At 44.2% G+C, this 16,628-nt stretch carries 16 protein-coding genes and 1 riboswitch; all 16 genes read left to right on the plus strand.

What is annotated here, in order from left to right:
• Positions 1–5 precede the first annotated feature (5 nt).
• Entirely contained in the window at positions 6–548 is a 543-nt protein-coding gene (gene pyrR, locus NSQ11_RS07775) for a bifunctional pyr operon transcriptional regulator/uracil phosphoribosyltransferase PyrR (protein WP_007499718.1), read from the plus strand.
• Positions 549–703: 155 nt separating this feature from the next.
• Positions 704–2,032 carry a solute carrier family 23 protein gene (locus NSQ11_RS07780; RefSeq protein WP_050827243.1) on the plus strand — a complete coding sequence of 443 codons (1,329 nt, stop codon included), beginning with the start codon at positions 704–706 and terminating at the stop codon, positions 2,030–2,032.
• A 130-nt stretch (positions 2,033–2,162) separates the two neighbouring features.
• A complete protein-coding gene (locus tag NSQ11_RS07785; RefSeq protein ID WP_017367206.1) occupies positions 2,163–3,086 on the plus strand; it encodes an aspartate carbamoyltransferase catalytic subunit in 924 nt (307 codons plus the stop codon).
• Complete coding sequence (locus tag NSQ11_RS07790; RefSeq protein ID WP_008344934.1) at positions 3,070–4,356, plus strand: dihydroorotase; 1,287 nt, start codon at positions 3,070–3,072, stop codon at positions 4,354–4,356. The genes NSQ11_RS07785 and NSQ11_RS07790 overlap by 17 nt, the downstream gene beginning before the upstream one ends.
• The gene (locus tag NSQ11_RS07795) at positions 4,353–5,447 is read left to right on the plus strand and encodes a carbamoyl phosphate synthase small subunit (RefSeq protein ID WP_019743288.1); all 1,095 of its coding nucleotides are present in this window, start codon (positions 4,353–4,355) and stop codon (positions 5,445–5,447) included. Before NSQ11_RS07790 ends, NSQ11_RS07795 begins: the two co-directional genes overlap by 4 nt.
• Positions 5,432–8,647: a carbamoyl-phosphate synthase (glutamine-hydrolyzing) large subunit gene (carB, locus tag NSQ11_RS07800; protein ID WP_206114318.1), complete on the plus strand. Its 3,216-nt coding sequence runs from the start codon at positions 5,432–5,434 to the stop codon at positions 8,645–8,647. The genes NSQ11_RS07795 and carB overlap by 16 nt, the downstream gene beginning before the upstream one ends.
• Positions 8,644–9,420, plus strand: a complete 777-nt coding sequence (locus tag NSQ11_RS07805) for a dihydroorotate dehydrogenase electron transfer subunit (RefSeq protein WP_144740274.1) — start codon at positions 8,644–8,646, stop codon at positions 9,418–9,420. The genes carB and NSQ11_RS07805 overlap by 4 nt, the downstream gene beginning before the upstream one ends.
• Complete coding sequence (locus NSQ11_RS07810) at positions 9,414–10,346, plus strand: dihydroorotate dehydrogenase (RefSeq protein WP_017359348.1); 933 nt, start codon at positions 9,414–9,416, stop codon at positions 10,344–10,346. The genes NSQ11_RS07805 and NSQ11_RS07810 overlap by 7 nt, the downstream gene beginning before the upstream one ends.
• On the plus strand, positions 10,318–11,022 hold the full coding sequence (gene pyrF / locus NSQ11_RS07815) for an orotidine-5'-phosphate decarboxylase (RefSeq protein ID WP_342501327.1): 705 nt from the start codon (positions 10,318–10,320) through the stop codon (positions 11,020–11,022). The genes NSQ11_RS07810 and pyrF overlap by 29 nt, the downstream gene beginning before the upstream one ends.
• A gap of 7 nt (positions 11,023–11,029) precedes the next feature.
• Positions 11,030–11,668, plus strand: coding sequence for an orotate phosphoribosyltransferase (gene pyrE, locus NSQ11_RS07820; protein WP_017359346.1), 639 nt, complete (start codon positions 11,030–11,032; stop codon positions 11,666–11,668).
• Between the two features lie 158 nt (positions 11,669–11,826).
• Positions 11,827–11,929, plus strand: a riboswitch (SAM riboswitch).
• Between the two features lie 74 nt (positions 11,930–12,003).
• Positions 12,004–12,150 (plus strand): YezD family protein, encoded by a 147-nt coding sequence (locus NSQ11_RS07825; protein ID WP_008344920.1) that lies wholly within the window; start codon positions 12,004–12,006, stop codon positions 12,148–12,150.
• 45 nt (positions 12,151–12,195) lie between these two features.
• Positions 12,196–12,897, plus strand: coding sequence for a phosphoadenylyl-sulfate reductase (locus NSQ11_RS07830; RefSeq protein WP_007499702.1), 702 nt, complete (start codon positions 12,196–12,198; stop codon positions 12,895–12,897).
• A gap of 13 nt (positions 12,898–12,910) precedes the next feature.
• Positions 12,911–13,975 (plus strand): inorganic phosphate transporter, encoded by a 1,065-nt coding sequence (locus NSQ11_RS07835; protein WP_008344915.1) that lies wholly within the window; start codon positions 12,911–12,913, stop codon positions 13,973–13,975.
• A 57-nt stretch (positions 13,976–14,032) separates the two neighbouring features.
• A complete protein-coding gene (sat, locus tag NSQ11_RS07840) occupies positions 14,033–15,169 on the plus strand; it encodes a sulfate adenylyltransferase (RefSeq protein WP_125588903.1) in 1,137 nt (378 codons plus the stop codon).
• Between the two features lie 13 nt (positions 15,170–15,182).
• Positions 15,183–15,776: an adenylyl-sulfate kinase gene (gene cysC / locus NSQ11_RS07845; protein ID WP_008344911.1), complete on the plus strand. Its 594-nt coding sequence runs from the start codon at positions 15,183–15,185 to the stop codon at positions 15,774–15,776.
• A 28-nt stretch (positions 15,777–15,804) separates the two neighbouring features.
• Positions 15,805–16,560 carry a uroporphyrinogen-III C-methyltransferase gene (gene cobA, locus NSQ11_RS07850; RefSeq protein WP_024720329.1) on the plus strand — a complete coding sequence of 252 codons (756 nt, stop codon included), beginning with the start codon at positions 15,805–15,807 and terminating at the stop codon, positions 16,558–16,560.
• The last annotated feature ends 68 nt before the right edge of the window (positions 16,561–16,628 follow it).

A 16,628-nucleotide genomic window follows, 5' to 3' on the forward strand; every position in this document is an offset into this window, starting at 1 on the left:
AAAAGATGGAACAAAAAGCAGTCATTCTTGATGAACAAGCGATAAGACGAGCGCTTACCCGTATTGCACATGAAATGATTGAGCGCAACAAAGGGATGAAGGATGTCATCCTAGCCGGGATCAAGACAAGAGGCATTCATCTTGCAAAGCGCCTTGCAGAGCGCATCGAGCAAATTGAGGGAAACCCAGTGACTGTGGGTGAACTTGATATTACGCTATACCGTGATGACCTGACAAAAAAGACAGAGAACCAAGACCCGCTTGTCAAGGGTGCAGACATCCCAGCTGACATTAATGACAAAACACTGATTGTCGTAGATGATGTTTTGTTCACAGGTAGAACCGTCAGAGCGGCTATGGATGCGCTTGTGGATGTAGGAAGACCATCTTCCATTCAGCTAGCTGTTTTAGTCGACCGGGGACACCGGGAGCTGCCGATTCGAGCGGATTATATCGGGAAAAACATCCCGACATCAAAAGCAGAGACAGTCATGGTTCAGCTCAATGAAGTAGATCAAAACGACCTTGTCGCTATATATGAAAAATAACCTTTTTAAATGCATTCCAGAGAGTTTGCAAAGAGGGCAATAACAGAGACACCGAGCACACGGCTAAAGTGACGTGTACGGTTTTTCTAGGCCTCTTTGCGCTTACTCGCAAAGAGGCTTTTTTAATGAAAAAGGACACATCTAGGAGGAAAATCATGAGTCAGCAAAAAGCCAATTTAGGCATTCGAGATATCCCAAAACCGTTCACATGGCTGTCACTCAGCCTGCAGCACTTGTTTGCCATGTTTGGTGCAACCATTCTTGTACCAAAGATCATTGATATGAGCCCAGCCGTCGCGCTCATCTCAAGCGGGGTTGGAACCATTGTGTACTTAATCATCACAAGAGGGCAGATTCCGGCGTATCTTGGATCGTCCTTTGCCTTTATCGCCCCTATCTTGAATGTAAAAGCCACCGGCGGCCCTGGAGCCGCAATGGTAGGTGCCTTTATGGCTGGTGTGGCATATGCACTCATCGCATTATTTATCAAATGGCTCGGCACAGGCTGGCTAATGAAGCTTCTGCCGCCTGTCGTTGTAGGACCCGTCATTATGGTCATCGGACTCGGACTCGCTGGAACAGCTGTTAACATGGCGATGTACGTGGATCCGAATGCAAAGGAGCTTGTTTACAGCCTGAAGCACTTAATGGTTGCAGGCTTCACACTCGCTGTCACCATTATTAGTATGATCTTCCTAAGAGGATTCCTTAGCTTGATTCCAGTCTTAATCGGCATTATCAGCGGCTACCTCTTTGCCTTAACACAAGGCATTGTGAACTTCCAGCCGGTCATTGCTGCAAAATGGTTTGCTGTACCAGACTTTGTTGTACCATTTGTCGACTATACACCTGCTGTGACTTTAAGCATTCTCACAGTGATGGTGCCGGTTGCCTTTGTGACCATGTCTGAGCACATCGGCCATCAAGTCGTGTTAAGCAAAGTTGTTGGACAAGATTTTATTAAAAAGCCAGGTCTTCATCGCTCCATTTTAGGAGACAGTGCGGCGACAATCTTCGCTTCACTCATCGGCGGACCTCCAACAACGACTTATGGAGAGAACATTGGCGTCCTTGCCATCACAAGAGTGTTCAGTATCTTCGTCATCGGCGGAGCAGCGGTGTTTGCGATCTGCTTCGGCTTTGTTGGGAAAATTTCAGCATTAATCAGTACAGTACCATCCGCGGTTATGGGGGGCGTTTCGTTCCTGCTCTTTGGAATCATAGCCTCAAGCGGACTGCGAATCCTGATTGATCATAAAGTGAACTTTGAAGAAAAGCGCAATCTCATTATCGCATCAGTCATCTTAGTCATTGGAATTGGCGGAGCATTCATTGAGGTGAAACAAATCAATCTGACGCTGTCAGGAATGGCACTCGCTGCCATTACTGGCGTCCTTTTAAATATGATTCTGCCGCATCAGAAGGCAGAAGATGATGAGTCAAATGAATCGAATACCGAAAACCTTTTAAAAGAAGTCCAGTGAGGCTGACAAGGGTTCTAAACGGAGCAGAACGTGCGAAAGCACCCCTGCTTCTTTTGGAGAACCCTAAGCTGCCGAGGCTTAGGGTTTTTTTGAACCTGAAAGTGATGAAAAACTAGAGGGGGCAGAAAAAATGAATGATTTATCGACAATGAGCAGCTTGTCAAAGGAAGAAATTTTACAGCTGATTGAAGAAGCATGTGCATTGAAAAAAGGGAAACAGGAACATGGTTTAGCAGGTGAATTTGTGGCGAACCTCTTCTTTGAACCAAGTACAAGAACGCGTTTTAGCTTTGAGGTGGCAGAGAAGAAACTTGGAATGAATGTGCTGAACCTAGACGCAGCAAGTACCTCTGTTCAAAAGGGAGAGACCCTTTACGATACAGTGAAAACACTTGAATCCATCGGAGTCAAGGCATGTGTCATCAGAGACAGTACCGACGAATATTACAAAGAGCTGATTGGGAAGGTCGGGATTCCAATCATTAATGCGGGAGATGGCTGCGGACAGCACCCTACACAATCATTGCTGGATTTGATGACGATCTTCGAAGAGTTTGGCGGCTTTGAAGGATTAACGATCTCGATTCATGGTGATATCAAACATAGCAGGGTGGCAAGGTCCAATGCTGAAGTCCTCGCAAGACTAGGAGCGACAGTGCTCTTTTCAGGACCAGCTTCCTTCCAAGATGAACAAAATCCTCATGGAACGTATGTCGAAGTGGACGAAGCCATGAAGCGGTCTGACGTGGTGATGCTGCTGAGAATTCAGCATGAAAGGCACTCAGAAAAGATGGGCAATGAGGGTTACTTATCGACTTATGGATTAACAGTAGACAGGGCAAGCAAAATGAAAGAAAGAGCGATTATTATGCATCCAGCACCAGTAAATAGAGGTGTTGAAATAGATGATTCATTAGTAGAGTCAAAACAGTCAAGGATTTTTAAACAAATGGAAAATGGTGTGTATATCCGAATGGCTGTGTTAAAAAGGGCTTTTCAAAATAGCAGACTACATCAAAAAGGGAGAGATTCTGTCTATGTCATATCTCATTAAAAACGGTTTTATCTTATCAAGCACAGGGGAAAGAGTGCAGCAGGATATTAGGGTAGAAGGAAAAGTGATTCAAGCAATGGGTCACTTAGAAAGAGAAGACGGAGAAGAAGTCATTGATGCAGCAGGGCTATTTGTATCACCAGGTTTGATTGATCTGCATGTGCATTTAAGAGAGCCAGGCGGCGAGAAAAAAGAAACCATTGAAACAGGATCTAAGGCAGCAGCAAGAGGCGGGTATACGACCATTGCAGCGATGCCGAATACACGGCCAGTTCCAGATACAAAAGAACAAATGGAATGGCTGATGAATCGAATCAAAGAGACCTCATCTGTAAGAGTACTGCCATACGCTTCCATCACGACGAGACAAATTGGTGAAGAGATGACAGACTTTGCAGCGTTAAAAGAAGCGGGCGCTTTTGCCTTTACGGATGACGGTGTTGGTATTCAAACAGCAGGCATGATGTACGAAGCAATGAAAAAGGCAGCAAGCCTTGATCAAGCCATAGTGGCGCACTGTGAAGATAACTCACTCATTTATGGAGGATGCGTTCATGAAGGAGACTTTTCAAAAGCAAATGGGTTAAACGGGATACCGTCAATTTGTGAATCGGTGCATATTGCAAGAGATGTCCTCTTAGCAGAAGCAGCGAATTGTCATTATCATGTATGCCATATCAGCACAAAGGAATCAGTCCGAGTGGTACGCGATGCAAAAAAAGCAGGCATTCGTGTGACGGCTGAGGTCTCGCCACATCACCTTCTCTTATGTGATGCAGACATCCCAGGTCTTGACACAAACTATAAAATGAATCCGCCACTCAGAGGAGCAGAAGATCGCGAGGCACTGATCGAGGGGCTTTTAGATGGCACGATTGATTTTATCGCCACAGACCATGCACCGCATACAGAAGAAGAAAAGAACGAAACGATGCAGAGGGCACCTTTTGGGATTGTTGGACTTGAAACAGCGTTCCCGCTTCTTTACACACGTTTTGTGAAAACAGGGGAATGGACATTAAAAGAACTTGTTGATTATATGACCATCAAACCAGCAGAAGCCTTTGCTCTTCCATACGGAAAGCTGGAAGAAGGTCAAATCGCTGATATCACACTGATTGATTTAAACAAAGAAATGGCAATTGACAAAAAAAGCTTCTTATCTAAAGGACAAAATACACCGTTTGACAAATTGACTGTATCAGGATGGCCGGTCATGACACTTGCATCTGGGAAAGTCGTTTATGAAGAGGGGAGACTAGTAAAATGAAGAGACGCTTAGTGCTAGAAAACGGAACAGTATTCGAAGGAACAGGCTTTGGCAGCTTAGAACCGTCAGTCGGAGAAGTCGTCTTTAACACAGGGATGACAGGCTATCAAGAGATTTTGTCTGACCCGTCGTACTGCGGACAAATTGTCACACTCACTTACCCGCTGATCGGCAACTATGGCATTAACCGTGATGATTTTGAATCGATCACACCGTTTGTGAAAGGGCTGATCGTGAAAGAGCTTTGTGAAAAGCCTTCAAACTGGCGCTCTTCATACTCACTTGATGAGTATTTAAAAATGAAAAATATCCCAGGTCTTAGCGGCATTGATACACGCAAGCTCACGCGCATGATTCGAAGTGCAGGTACATTAAGAGGGGCTTTTGCAGGACCGGATGAACAAGTAGAAGACGTTGTAAGCCGCCTTCAAACGATGCAGCTACCAACAGATCAAGTAAGCCAAGTATCTGTGAAAAATGCGTATCCAAGCCCAGGAAGAGGAAAAAGAATTGTGCTTGTCGATTTCGGCATGAAGCACGGCATTTTGCGCGAGCTCAATAAGCGAGACTGTGATGTCATTGTGGTGCCATACAATATCACGGCAGATGAAGTATTACAGTTAAAACCAGACGGCATCATGCTTTCAAACGGACCTGGTGATCCAGTCGATGTGCCAGAAGCGGTTGAAATGATTCAGCAGCTGATTGGAAAGGTACCACTCTTTGGTATCTGCCTAGGACACCAATTATTCGCGCTTGCGTGCGGCGCAAGTACAGAAAAAATGAAATTTGGGCATAGAGGGTCCAATCATCCAGTCAAAGAACTAGCAACTGGCAAGGTAACTCTGACGTCTCAAAACCACGGTTACACGGTTAGCGCCATTAATGAAGACGTGCTTGAAGTCACACATATTGCGCTAAATGACAACACCATTGAAGGATTAAAACATAAAGAAGCACCAGCATTCACTGTCCAGTATCACCCAGAAGCATCACCGGGTCCAGAAGATGCGAACTACTTATTTGACGAGTTCATGGACATGATTCATACAACTGAGAAAGAAGGGGAAGAAGTATGCCAAAACGCGTAGATATCAAAAAGATTTTAGTGATCGGTTCAGGTCCAATCATCATCGGTCAGGCAGCGGAGTTTGACTATGCAGGCACACAGGCTTGCTTAGCGCTAAAAGAAGAGGGCTATGAAGTCGTTCTTGTGAACTCTAACCCTGCGACGATCATGACGGATACAGAAATGGCCGATAAGGTATACATCGAACCACTGACACCAGAATTTTTAACACGAATCATTCGAAAAGAACGTCCTGATGCGATTCTGCCGACACTTGGCGGACAAACTGGATTGAACCTTGCTGTTGAGTTATCAGATCTTGGTGTACTCGCTGAATGCGGTGTTGAAGTACTAGGCACCAAGCTGTCAGCTATTCAAAAAGCAGAGGACAGAGATTTATTCCGTAATCTAATGAATGAATTAAATGAACCTGTACCAGAAAGTGAAATCATCCATAACCTTGAAGAAGCGATGGCATTCACAGATCAAATCGGTTTCCCGGTCATTGTTAGACCAGCCTATACACTAGGCGGAACAGGCGGCGGAATTTGTACAAATGAGCAAGAATTAAAAGAAATCGTCGAGAATGGACTGAAGTTAAGTCCGGTGACACAATGCTTGCTTGAAAAAAGTATCGCAGGCTTTAAAGAAATTGAATATGAGGTCATGCGTGACAGCGGAGATCATGCCATTGTTGTTTGTAACATGGAAAATTTTGATCCTGTCGGCATCCACACAGGAGACAGTATCGTTGTGGCACCAAGTCAAACGCTAAGTGATCGTGAATATCAGCTGCTTCGTAATGTGTCACTCAAGTTGATTCGTGCACTTGGCATTGAAGGCGGATGTAACGTACAGCTGGCGATTGATCCAGACAGCTTCCAATACTATATTATCGAAGTAAACCCGCGCGTGAGCCGTTCTTCTGCTCTTGCGTCTAAAGCAACTGGATATCCAATTGCAAAACTTGCAGCGAAGATCGCAGTTGGCCTAACACTTGATGAAATGATGAACCCAGTCACAGGTAAAACATATGCAGCGTTCGAGCCAGCACTCGACTATATCGTTTCAAAAATCCCGCGCTGGCCGTTCGATAAATTTGAATCTGCCAACAGACGACTTGGAACACAAATGAAAGCAACGGGTGAGGTCATGGCGATCGGCCGTACATTAGAAGAGTCTCTTTTAAAGGCTGTTCGTTCACTTGAAGCGGATGTGCATCACATTGAATTAAAAGACGAAGCGGACATTACGAACGAAGTGCTCGAAAAGCGGATTATCAAAGCAGGAGATGAACGTCTGTTTTATATCGCTGAGGCACTAAGAAGAGGCTATACCGTCGAACAGATTCATGAATTCTCGAAAATTGATTATTTCTTCCTTCATAAACTGGAAGGCATCATCACATTTGAAAAGACACTAAAAGAAAATAAAGGCAATGTAGACGTTTTAAAAGAAGCGAAAGAAAAAGGTTTCTCAGATATTTATATTAGCCGCGAATGGAATATGAACGAGGCAGATGTCTATAACCTAAGAACAGAAGCAGGCATCGTTCCTGTGTATAAGATGGTGGACACATGTGCGGCAGAATTTGAATCAGAAACACCGTACTTCTACAGCACATATGAAGATGAAAATGAATCCGAACGAACAGAGAAGAAAAGTGTCATCGTGCTAGGCTCAGGTCCAATCAGAATCGGACAAGGGGTTGAATTCGATTATGCGACCGTTCATTCAGTGTGGGCAATCAAACAAGCAGGCTATGAAGCCATTATTATTAACAACAACCCTGAAACCGTCTCAACAGACTTTAGTATTTCAGATAAGCTCTACTTTGAACCACTCACTGTAGAAGATGTGATGCACATCATCGACCTTGAACAACCAGAAGGTGTCGTCGTTCAGTTTGGCGGACAAACAGCGATTAACTTAGCAGATGAATTATCAAATAGAGGGGTTAAGATACTTGGAACATCGCTTGAAGACCTTGACCGTGCGGAAAACCGTGACAAGTTTGAACAAACATTAGAAACTCTCGGCGTGCCGCAGCCAAAAGGTAAGACAGCAACGTCTGTGCCAGAGGCAGTAGCGATTGCGAATCAAATCGGTTACCCCGTGCTTGTCCGTCCTTCCTATGTATTAGGCGGCCGTGCAATGGAAATTGTGTATCAAGAAGCTGAGCTCCTTCACTACATGGAGAATGCGGTCAAAGTCAATCCGCAGCATCCAGTGCTCATTGACAAGTATTTGACAGGAAAAGAAATTGAAGTAGATGCTGTGTCTGACGGAGAAACGGTTGTCATACCAGGCATTATGGAACACATTGAAAGAGCCGGCGTTCACTCTGGAGACTCGATTGCGGTCTACCCGCCGCAAACTTTGTCTGAGGACATCAAAGCGAAAATCGCAGAATACACGATTAAACTCGCAAAAGGCCTTAACATCATTGGGCTTTTGAACATTCAATTTGTGCTATCAAAAGGTGAAGTGTATGTACTTGAAGTGAATCCGCGTTCAAGCCGGACTGTCCCATTCTTAAGTAAAATTACAGGCATTCCAATGGCGAACTTAGCTACAAAGGTTATTTTAGGAGAAAAACTGAAAAACTATGGCTACCAAGAAGGGCTTCATGTTGAGCAAGAAGGCGTATATGTTAAAGTTCCAGTCTTCTCTTTTGCAAAACTAAGAAGAGTAGATATTACACTAGGGCCTGAAATGAAATCAACAGGTGAAGTCATGGGGAAAGATGTCACAATCGAAAAAGCCCTCTACAAAGGGTTGATTGCATCAGGCATTCAAATTCCAAAAGACGGAACGGTTCTCCTGACAGTGGCTGATAAAGATAAAGAAGAAGGACTTGAGATTGCAAGAAGATTCCATTCCATCGGCTATCATATTTTAGCAACAGAAGGAACAGCGAATTACTTAAAACAAGCCTCCATTCCATCAAGTGTTGTCGGCAAAATAGGAGAAGAAGGAAAGAATCTGCTGGATGTCATTCGAAATGGTGAAGCCCAATTTGTCATCAACACCTTAACAAAAGGAAAACAGCCGGCAAGAGACGGCTTTAGAATTAGACGTGAATCTGTTGAAAATGGTGTCGCTTGCTTAACGTCACTAGATACAGCGGAAGCGATTTTAAGAGTGCTAGAGAGCATGACATTTAGAGCAGATGAAATGCCAGAAGTGAAAACGAATGCTGAGGTGACAGTAACGATATGAAAAAAGCATACTTGACGGTCGTCTCAAACCGAGAGATCGCTGATCATATTTACGAAATGACATTAAAAGGTGATCTTGTTGAATCCTTTCAAACAGCTGGACAGTTTCTTCATATAAAGGTCAGTGAATCCATGACACCGCTGCTGAGAAGACCGATCAGTATTGCCAACATTCATGCCGAAACGCAAGAAGCAACCATCATTTACCGCGCAGAGGGAGAGGGCACAAAGCTCCTTTCCCAAAAGCGGGCGGGAGAGTCAGTCGATGTGTTAGGACCGCTTGGAAACGGCTATGACCCTACAGTCGTTCAGGCCGGACAGACCGCATTATTAGTCGGTGGAGGAATCGGTGTGCCTCCGTTATATGAACTGTCTAAGCGGTTAACGAAAAAAGGCGTCATCGTAAAACATGTTCTCGGTTTTCAATCGAAAAAGGATGTATTTTATGAGGAGATGTTTCAAGCGCTCGGAGATACATTTATCGCAACCGTTGATGGAACATATGGCTCGAAAGGTTTCGTGACAAATGTCATTGAAGAGAATGAGCTGGACTTTGATGTCTTGCTTTCCTGTGGACCGACACCTATGTTAAAAGCACTAAAAGACTCTTATCCCGATAAGCCTGTCTATATTTCAATGGAAGAACGAATGGGCTGCGGAATCGGTGCATGCTTTGCTTGTGTCTGTCATACCGATCAGCACGAGAAACCGTACGTTAAAGTTTGTCTGGATGGACCTGTTTTTAAAGCGGAGGAGGTGGCGCTATCATGCTAAACATCGAATTACCCGGCTTATCTTTAAAAAATCCAATCATTCCTGCATCAGGCTGCTTTGGATTTGGAAAAGAATTCGCATCATTATATGACCTTTCCTTGCTGGGCGGCATCATGATTAAAGCCACGACCCTTGAACCGAGATTTGGCAACCCGACACCGAGGGTAGCTGAGACAGGAGCCGGTATGCTGAATGCGATTGGTCTCCAAAATCCAGGTCTAAAAGGCGTGCTTGAACATGAATTACCTTGGCTTGAGCAGTTCGATACCCCTATTATTGCCAATGTTGCTGGATCACAAGTTGATGATTATGTTGAAGTAGCAAAGCAAATTAGTCAAGCAAGCAATGTTCACGCCCTTGAACTGAATATCTCGTGTCCGAATGTGAAAACAGGCGGAATTGCCTTTGGGACCGATCCAGAAATGGCGGCCACATTGACAAAAGCTGTCAAGGAAGTTTCCTCCGTTCCTGTTTATGTGAAGCTGTCACCTAATGTAGCCAATATCGTTGAGATTGCTAAAGCGATTGAATCGGCTGGAGCGGATGGACTCACCATGATCAATACCTTGATTGGGATGCGTTTAGATTTAAAAACAGGCAAACCCATTCTTGCCAATAAAACAGGCGGATTATCAGGTCCTGCCGTAAAACCTGTTGCCATCCGAATGGTGCATGAGGTCAGTCAGGCCGTTTCTATTCCGATTATTGGGATGGGCGGGGTGCAAAGCGCTGAAGATGTACTTGAATTTTTACTAGCTGGCGCAAGTGCGGTAGCTGTTGGGACAGCCAATTTTGTGAACCCATTTATTTGCCCGGAAATCATTGATGAACTGCCGAATGTGTTAGCGGCTTATGGGTATTCATCTGTAGAGGAATGCATCGGAAGGAGCTGGAAACATGAAGCACTTGCCCATCATCGCGCTTGATTTTCCATCAGGACAGGAGGCGCACGCCTTTTTAGATCGTTTTGAAGGTACTCCATTATTCGTAAAGGTTGGCATGGAGCTGTTTTACCAAGAAGGTCCTGCCATTATTGACGCACTGAAAGAAAAAAATTGCCGTATTTTCCTTGATCTGAAGCTTCATGACATTCCAACAACCGTGCAAAAAGCGATGAACAGGCTTGCTGCACTTGGGGTTGATTTGGTGAATGTGCATGCAGCCGGCGGGAAGAGAATGATGCAGGCGGCCGTAGAGGGGCTTGAAAGCGGAACCCCTGCCGGGCAAAATCGCCCGGCTATTATTGCAGTGACCCAGCTGACAAGCACGTCAGAAGATATGATGAAAAAAGAATTACTAATTGACCGCCCATTGCAAGAGGCGGTGCTTCATTATGGACAATTGGCATATGAAAGTGGACTTGATGGTGTGGTGTGCTCTGTTCATGAATCAAAACAGCTTCATGAACAAATCTCTCCTTCCTTTCTCACTGTGACGCCAGGAATTCGCTTACCAAATGATCAAACGGATGACCAAAAGCGTGTGGCGACACCTGCCTTTGCCAAAGAACAGGGTGTTTCACAGATTGTTGTGGGAAGATCGATCACAAAAGCCACAAACCCAGTGGAAGCTTATCAACAAATTTTGAAAGAGTGGGAGTGACTGCCGGATGAAAACGAAAATCGCGAAGCATTTATTACAAATCAAAGCTGTCTCTTTAAAACCAGACGAACCATTTACATGGGCGAGCGGTATCAAATCACCGATTTACTGTGACAATCGCCTCACCTTGTCTTATCCTGAGGTCAGAGGAGACATTGCGGAAGGTTTAAAAGACTTGATTCTCACTCATTTTGAAGGAGCGGAAGTTGTCGCAGGTACAGCTACAGCTGGCATTCCTCATGCGGCATTAGCAGCTGATCGTCTGAACGTACCGATGTGTTATGTAAGAAGTAAACCAAAAGCACACGGAAAAGGAAATCAAATTGAAGGAGCCGTATCACCTGGCCAAAAAGTGGTTGTCGTAGAAGACCTCATCTCAACTGGAGGCAGCGTTCTTGAAGTTGTGGCTGCTTTAGAAGAAGAAGGCTGTGACGTACTCGGAGTTGTTGCGATCTTCACTTATGGACTGCCAAAAGCAGCTGCGGCTTTTCAAGAGAAAAACATTCCCTATGTCACGCTGACAGACTATGACACACTGACAGAAGTGGCACTTGAGCTAAAAGCAATTGAGCCTTCTGCTATGAATAAACTAAAACGCTGGAGACAGGATCCTTCGTCTGAATCTTGGATGGAAGAAACGGTCTAAAAAGCTTGTCTTGTTTTAAAAAAGCTGTGCTGCACTGCACAGTTTTTTATTTGGTTAAAAATAGTAAAATAGACTCAAATTTAAATAAAAACTAATCCTATCAATAAAGTCGGGTTGACTTTTGTTTGAATTGTGTTAATATTTAATACAAATTAAAACTCTTATCCAGAGAGGTGGAGGGACTGGCCCGATGAAGCCCGGCAACCTGCGATTTGCAAGGTGCTACTTCCTGCAAAATGATTCTATTTTGAAAGATAAGGAAATCGTGAGCTTCCTCATCTTTCTTTCGGACTGAAAGAAAGTTTTTTTATTTTAACGGTGAGGAGGAAGAGGAGATGGAACTGAAACAAAACCAGGATGAGGACTTAGTGAAGCATATGCAAGAGCTGATTGGGGATATGAAATTCGGTTCAATTACGTTGATCGTTCAGGACGGTCAAGTGATTCAAGTGGAAAAAAATGAAAAAATCAGATTAAAGTAGTGCGGAGAATAGCAATAGAAGCAGTACTCCGGAAGGGGAGAAACAATGTTAACTTATGAAAATTGGCAAGAGCCGTCCATTACATTTCAAGAGGACGATTTGTATAAAGGGGCCCTATCTGTGCTGAAATGGGCGTACGGCCACTATGGTGATCAGCTCGTTTATGCATGCAGTTTTGGCATTGAGGGCATTGTCCTGATCGATCTTATTGCGAAAGTAAAAAAAGATGCAAGAATTGTCTTTTTAGATACAGGTCTGCATTTCAAGGAAACATACGACACCATTGATGCAGTTAGGGAAAGATATCCCGGGTTAGACATCGTGCTGAAAACACCTGAGCTGACGGTGGAAGAGCAGAATGAGCAGCATGGTGATAAATTATGGGAAACGAATCCTCAAAGCTGCTGCCATATGAGAAAGGTCATTCCGTTGCAAGAGGCACTATCTGGCTATCCGGCATGGCTGTCTGGTTTAAGGAGAGAGCAGTCGCCTAAACGAGCAGGTACGAACTTCTTAAATAAGGATGAAAAATTCCAATCAGTCAAAGTATGTCCGCTCATCCACTGGACGTGGAAGGACATATGGAGATATGCGTCTAGAGAGGATCTTACTTATAATCCGCTGCATGACCAAGGATATCCAAGCATCGGGTGTGCACCTTGTACACAGCCGGCATTTACTGCTGATGATTTGCGTTCTGGAAGATGGTCAGGGACAGCAAAGACTGAGTGCGGATTACATGAGTAAGGGAGCATAATGTATGGAAATCGCCGCAATTTTATTTAGCTTATTCTTTGCTTTAAATATTGGCGCAAGCGGAGCAGCTGCTTCGATGGGCATCGCATATGGTTCAGGTGCGATCAAAAAGCCAATATACGCGCTCAGCGTTTGTGCGGTTGGAATATTAGCAGGTTCAGTGATTGGCGGCGGTGAGGTCGTCAAAACGATCAGCTCCGGGATTATGCCGGAATCTGTCATCACACTTGAAATTGTGTGTATCATCATTGGCTCGGCCGCATTATCACTTTTCATAGCGAATCTCTTGGCCATTCCTTTATCCACAAGTGAGGTCACAGTAGGAGCTGTGGTCGGTGTGGCAGCCGCATATAAAGTGCTGTATGTGAAATCGATCTTAGTCATTGTCTCTTTTTGGGTGATTATTCCGATTGTTGCCTTTGTTTTTACCTTTGCTGTTGTCAAAATCATCAGATTGTTCCCTAAACGGACGTTATCCAAAAAAGGTACATTGATCTTATCTGTTGTTTTGATTATCAGTGGGTTTTTAGAAGCATTTTCAGCCGGCATGAACAATGTCGCCAATGCGGTCGGCCCGCTTGTCGCGTCAGGTGTTTTATCAGTCGGGCAAGGGACCCTTTACGGCGGAATCTTTGTGGCCATTGGGGCGCTGCTTCTAGGAAGAAGGGTACTAGAAACAAACGGAAAGAAAATTACACGCTATCAAACGGGTGAAGGCATTCTATTATCGAGCACCGGTGCAGGACTTGTCATCGTCAGCTCTATATTCGGACTCCCTGTTCCCCTTACTCAAATTACCTCATCGTCCATTATTGGGCTAGGTATGGCAAAGGGTGGACCGAACATTTTTCATAAACATGTTGTGAAAAAAATGCTGAAGGTATGGGTTGTGTCACCTTTCTTATCACTTAGTCTATCTTATTTGCTGGTAAGCCTTTTCTTAAAAGGAGACTATTACTCTATCTTTATCATGATGAGTGTACTGCTAGCTTCATTAGGTGCACTGAGTCTTATGAAGGCAGTTAAAAATGAGAGCAGCTCGATTCATGAACAGGGCGGCGGGATTTAAATATAAATCCGACTATTAACATCTAATAAATATGAACATTGAGAGGAAGATGAACAAATGAGTTTAACACCACATGGTGGCGTATTAATTAATCGAGTAAATGAAGAATTTGATCTAAGCACAGCTGCGAAAGAAATTGAGCTGGATGCCATCTCTTTTGCAGACCTTGAACTCATCGCAATTGGCGGGTATAGTCCAATTGAAGGGTTTTTAACGAAAGCTGATTATGAAGCAGTTGTCAGCAGTATGCGACTAGCAAGTGGTGTCGTTTGGTCTCTTCCGATTACTTTGCCTGTCACAAAGGAACAAGCAGCGGAGATCAATCAAGGTGACATTGTTCGTCTATCGTATAATGGAACAGTATACGGGGTCATTGAGGTGGAAGATCAATACACACCTGATAAGGAAAAAGAAGCAGTGAATGTGTATAAAACAGATGACCGCAATCACCCAGGCGTGAAAAAATTATTTGAACGCGGTGATACGTATATTGGTGGTAAAATTACACTGACGAAACGCAGTGAAAAACCTTTCCCGCAATTTACGTATGAGCCAGAAGAAACAAGAAAACAGTTTAAAGAAAACGGCTGGAAAACCATTGTCGGTTTCCAAACGAGAAACCCAGTCCATCGTGCGCATGAATACATTCAAAAGACAGCACTGGAAACAGTGGATGGTCTATTTCTAAATCCACTTGTTGGTGAAACAAAATCTGATGATATTCCAGCAGATGTAAGAATGAAAAGTTATCAAGTGTTACTGAACGGTTATTACCCGAAAGACCGCGTCTTTTTAGGTGTTTTTCCTGCTGCCATGCGTTATGCTGGACCAAAGGAAGCGATTTTTCATGCGCTTGTGCGTAAAAATTATGGCTGCACACATTTTATTGTCGGCAGAGATCATGCAGGTGTTGGTGATTATTACGGGACATACGAAGCGCAGGAGCTATTTGAACAATTTACAAGCGAAGAAATTGGGATCACACCATTAAAATTTGAGCACAGCTTTTACTGCAATACATGTGAAGCCATGGCAACACCAAAAACATGCCCACATGATAAAAGCGAACATGTCATTCTCTCAGGTACAAAGGTCAGAACGATGCTGAGAAATGGTGAATTACCACCGAGCACGTTCAGCCGAAAAGAAGTCATTGAAACATTAATCGAAGGATTAAAAACGACGGTATCTTAAAGGAGGATATGACATGAGCAACGAACATATCGTGTGGCATGATTCATCTATTACTAAAAAAGAATATCAACAGAAAAACAACCATACAAGCGGAATCATTTGGCTGACAGGTCTAAGCGGTTCAGGTAAATCGACGATCGCCAACGCAGCGGCTCGAGAGCTGTTTGAACAGGGGTATCAAGTGACAGTTCTTGATGGCGATAACGTACGCCATGGACTCAATAAAGACTTAGGCTTTTCAGATGACGACAGAAAAGAGAACATTCGGCGCATCGGTGAAGTGGCGAAATTATTTGTTGAGCAAGGAACGATTGTCATTACTGCTTTTATTTCACCATTTCAAGAAGACCGCCAAATCGTAAGACAGTTAGTCGAAGACGGAGAATTTCACGAAGTGTTTGTGAAATGTGATCTGAACGTGTGTGAAGAGCGTGATCCAAAGGGATTATATAAAAAAGCAAGAAACGGCGAAATTCCATTTTTCACGGGAATCGATTCACCATACGAAGAGCCAGCTGCGCCTGAGCTCGTCCTAGATACAGGTGAATTATCACGCGAGGAGTCAAAACAGCGCCTTGTTGATTATGTAAAGGATAAAACGAAATAATCGCCTGATGGCAGGGGGAGAAAGCAAGATGGGGAAAGTATACATTGTTGGTGCCGGACCGGGTGACCCAGACTTAATTACGCTAAAGGCCCATAAGGCAATACAGCAGGCAGATGTCATTTTATATGATCGTCTTGTCAATCAAGAGATTCTTGCCCATGCCAAACCGGAGGCGGAGTTGATCTATTGCGGCAAACTGCCGAATCATCATACGATGAGACAGGAAGCGATTAATGAAGCACTTGTTGCTCATGCGAAGGAAGGGAACATAGTCGTTCGTCTAAAAGGCGGTGATCCCTTTGTATTTGGCCGTGGCGGTGAAGAAATCGAATGCTTAGCTGAGCATGGTATTCCGTATGAAGTTGTCCCGGGGATTACTTCTGGCATTGCAGCCGCTGCTTATGCAGGCATTCCAGTCACGCACCGAGAATTCAGCTCGAATGTTGCGTTTGTAACAGGGCATTATCAAAAGGATGAACATTTTGAAGAAAAGTGGGAAGCGCTGGCGACGGGGATTGATACCCTTGTCATTTACATGGGCGTCAAAAACGTGGAAAGAGTCCAGCGGCTGCTTTTGAAGAATGGGCGGAATCCTGAAACCCCAGCTGCGTTTATTCACTGGGGAACGACCACAAGGCAAAAGACGACTTGCTGCACGGTGGCGACACTATCTAAAACGGTTGAAAAAGAAGGGATCGAGCACCCAAGTTTAATCGTGGTAGGAGATGTCGTTCACTTTCATCAAAAGTTGAACTGGTTTGAACCAGCACTGATTGAGAAATGAGAACAAAGGTGAAAAGACACGTGTGGACATCGTGTCTTTTCGTCTGAATAAAACTAAGGTCGCAAGGA

It is taken from the genome of Bacillus sp. FSL W7-1582, assembly GCF_038593325.1.
Classification (GTDB): Bacteria; Bacillota; Bacilli; order Bacillales; family Bacillaceae; genus Bacillus; species Bacillus altitudinis.

Bases quoted from the DNA above. Each gene is read 5' to 3' on its own strand.
- pyrR (WP_007499718.1), top strand. From the start codon at position 6: ATGGAACAAAAAGCAGTCATTCTTGATGAACAAGCGATAAGACGAGCG.
- NSQ11_RS07780 (WP_050827243.1), top strand. From the start codon at position 704: ATGAGTCAGCAAAAAGCCAATTTAGGCATTCGAGATATCCCAAAACCG.
- NSQ11_RS07785 (WP_017367206.1), top strand. From the start codon at position 2,163: ATGAATGATTTATCGACAATGAGCAGCTTGTCAAAGGAAGAAATTTTA.
- NSQ11_RS07790 (WP_008344934.1), top strand. From the start codon at position 3,070: ATGTCATATCTCATTAAAAACGGTTTTATCTTATCAAGCACAGGGGAA.
- NSQ11_RS07795 (WP_019743288.1), top strand. From the start codon at position 4,353: ATGAAGAGACGCTTAGTGCTAGAAAACGGAACAGTATTCGAAGGAACA.
- carB (WP_206114318.1), top strand. From the start codon at position 5,432: ATGCCAAAACGCGTAGATATCAAAAAGATTTTAGTGATCGGTTCAGGT.
- NSQ11_RS07805 (WP_144740274.1), top strand. From the start codon at position 8,644: ATGAAAAAAGCATACTTGACGGTCGTCTCAAACCGAGAGATCGCTGAT.
- NSQ11_RS07810 (WP_017359348.1), top strand. From the start codon at position 9,414: ATGCTAAACATCGAATTACCCGGCTTATCTTTAAAAAATCCAATCATT.
- pyrF (WP_342501327.1), top strand. From the start codon at position 10,318: ATGAAGCACTTGCCCATCATCGCGCTTGATTTTCCATCAGGACAGGAG.
- pyrE (WP_017359346.1), top strand. From the start codon at position 11,030: ATGAAAACGAAAATCGCGAAGCATTTATTACAAATCAAAGCTGTCTCT.
- NSQ11_RS07825 (WP_008344920.1), top strand. From the start codon at position 12,004: ATGGAACTGAAACAAAACCAGGATGAGGACTTAGTGAAGCATATGCAA.
- NSQ11_RS07830 (WP_007499702.1), top strand. From the start codon at position 12,196: ATGTTAACTTATGAAAATTGGCAAGAGCCGTCCATTACATTTCAAGAG.
- NSQ11_RS07835 (WP_008344915.1), top strand. From the start codon at position 12,911: ATGGAAATCGCCGCAATTTTATTTAGCTTATTCTTTGCTTTAAATATT.
- sat (WP_125588903.1), top strand. From the start codon at position 14,033: ATGAGTTTAACACCACATGGTGGCGTATTAATTAATCGAGTAAATGAA.
- cysC (WP_008344911.1), top strand. From the start codon at position 15,183: ATGAGCAACGAACATATCGTGTGGCATGATTCATCTATTACTAAAAAA.
- cobA (WP_024720329.1), top strand. From the start codon at position 15,805: ATGGGGAAAGTATACATTGTTGGTGCCGGACCGGGTGACCCAGACTTA.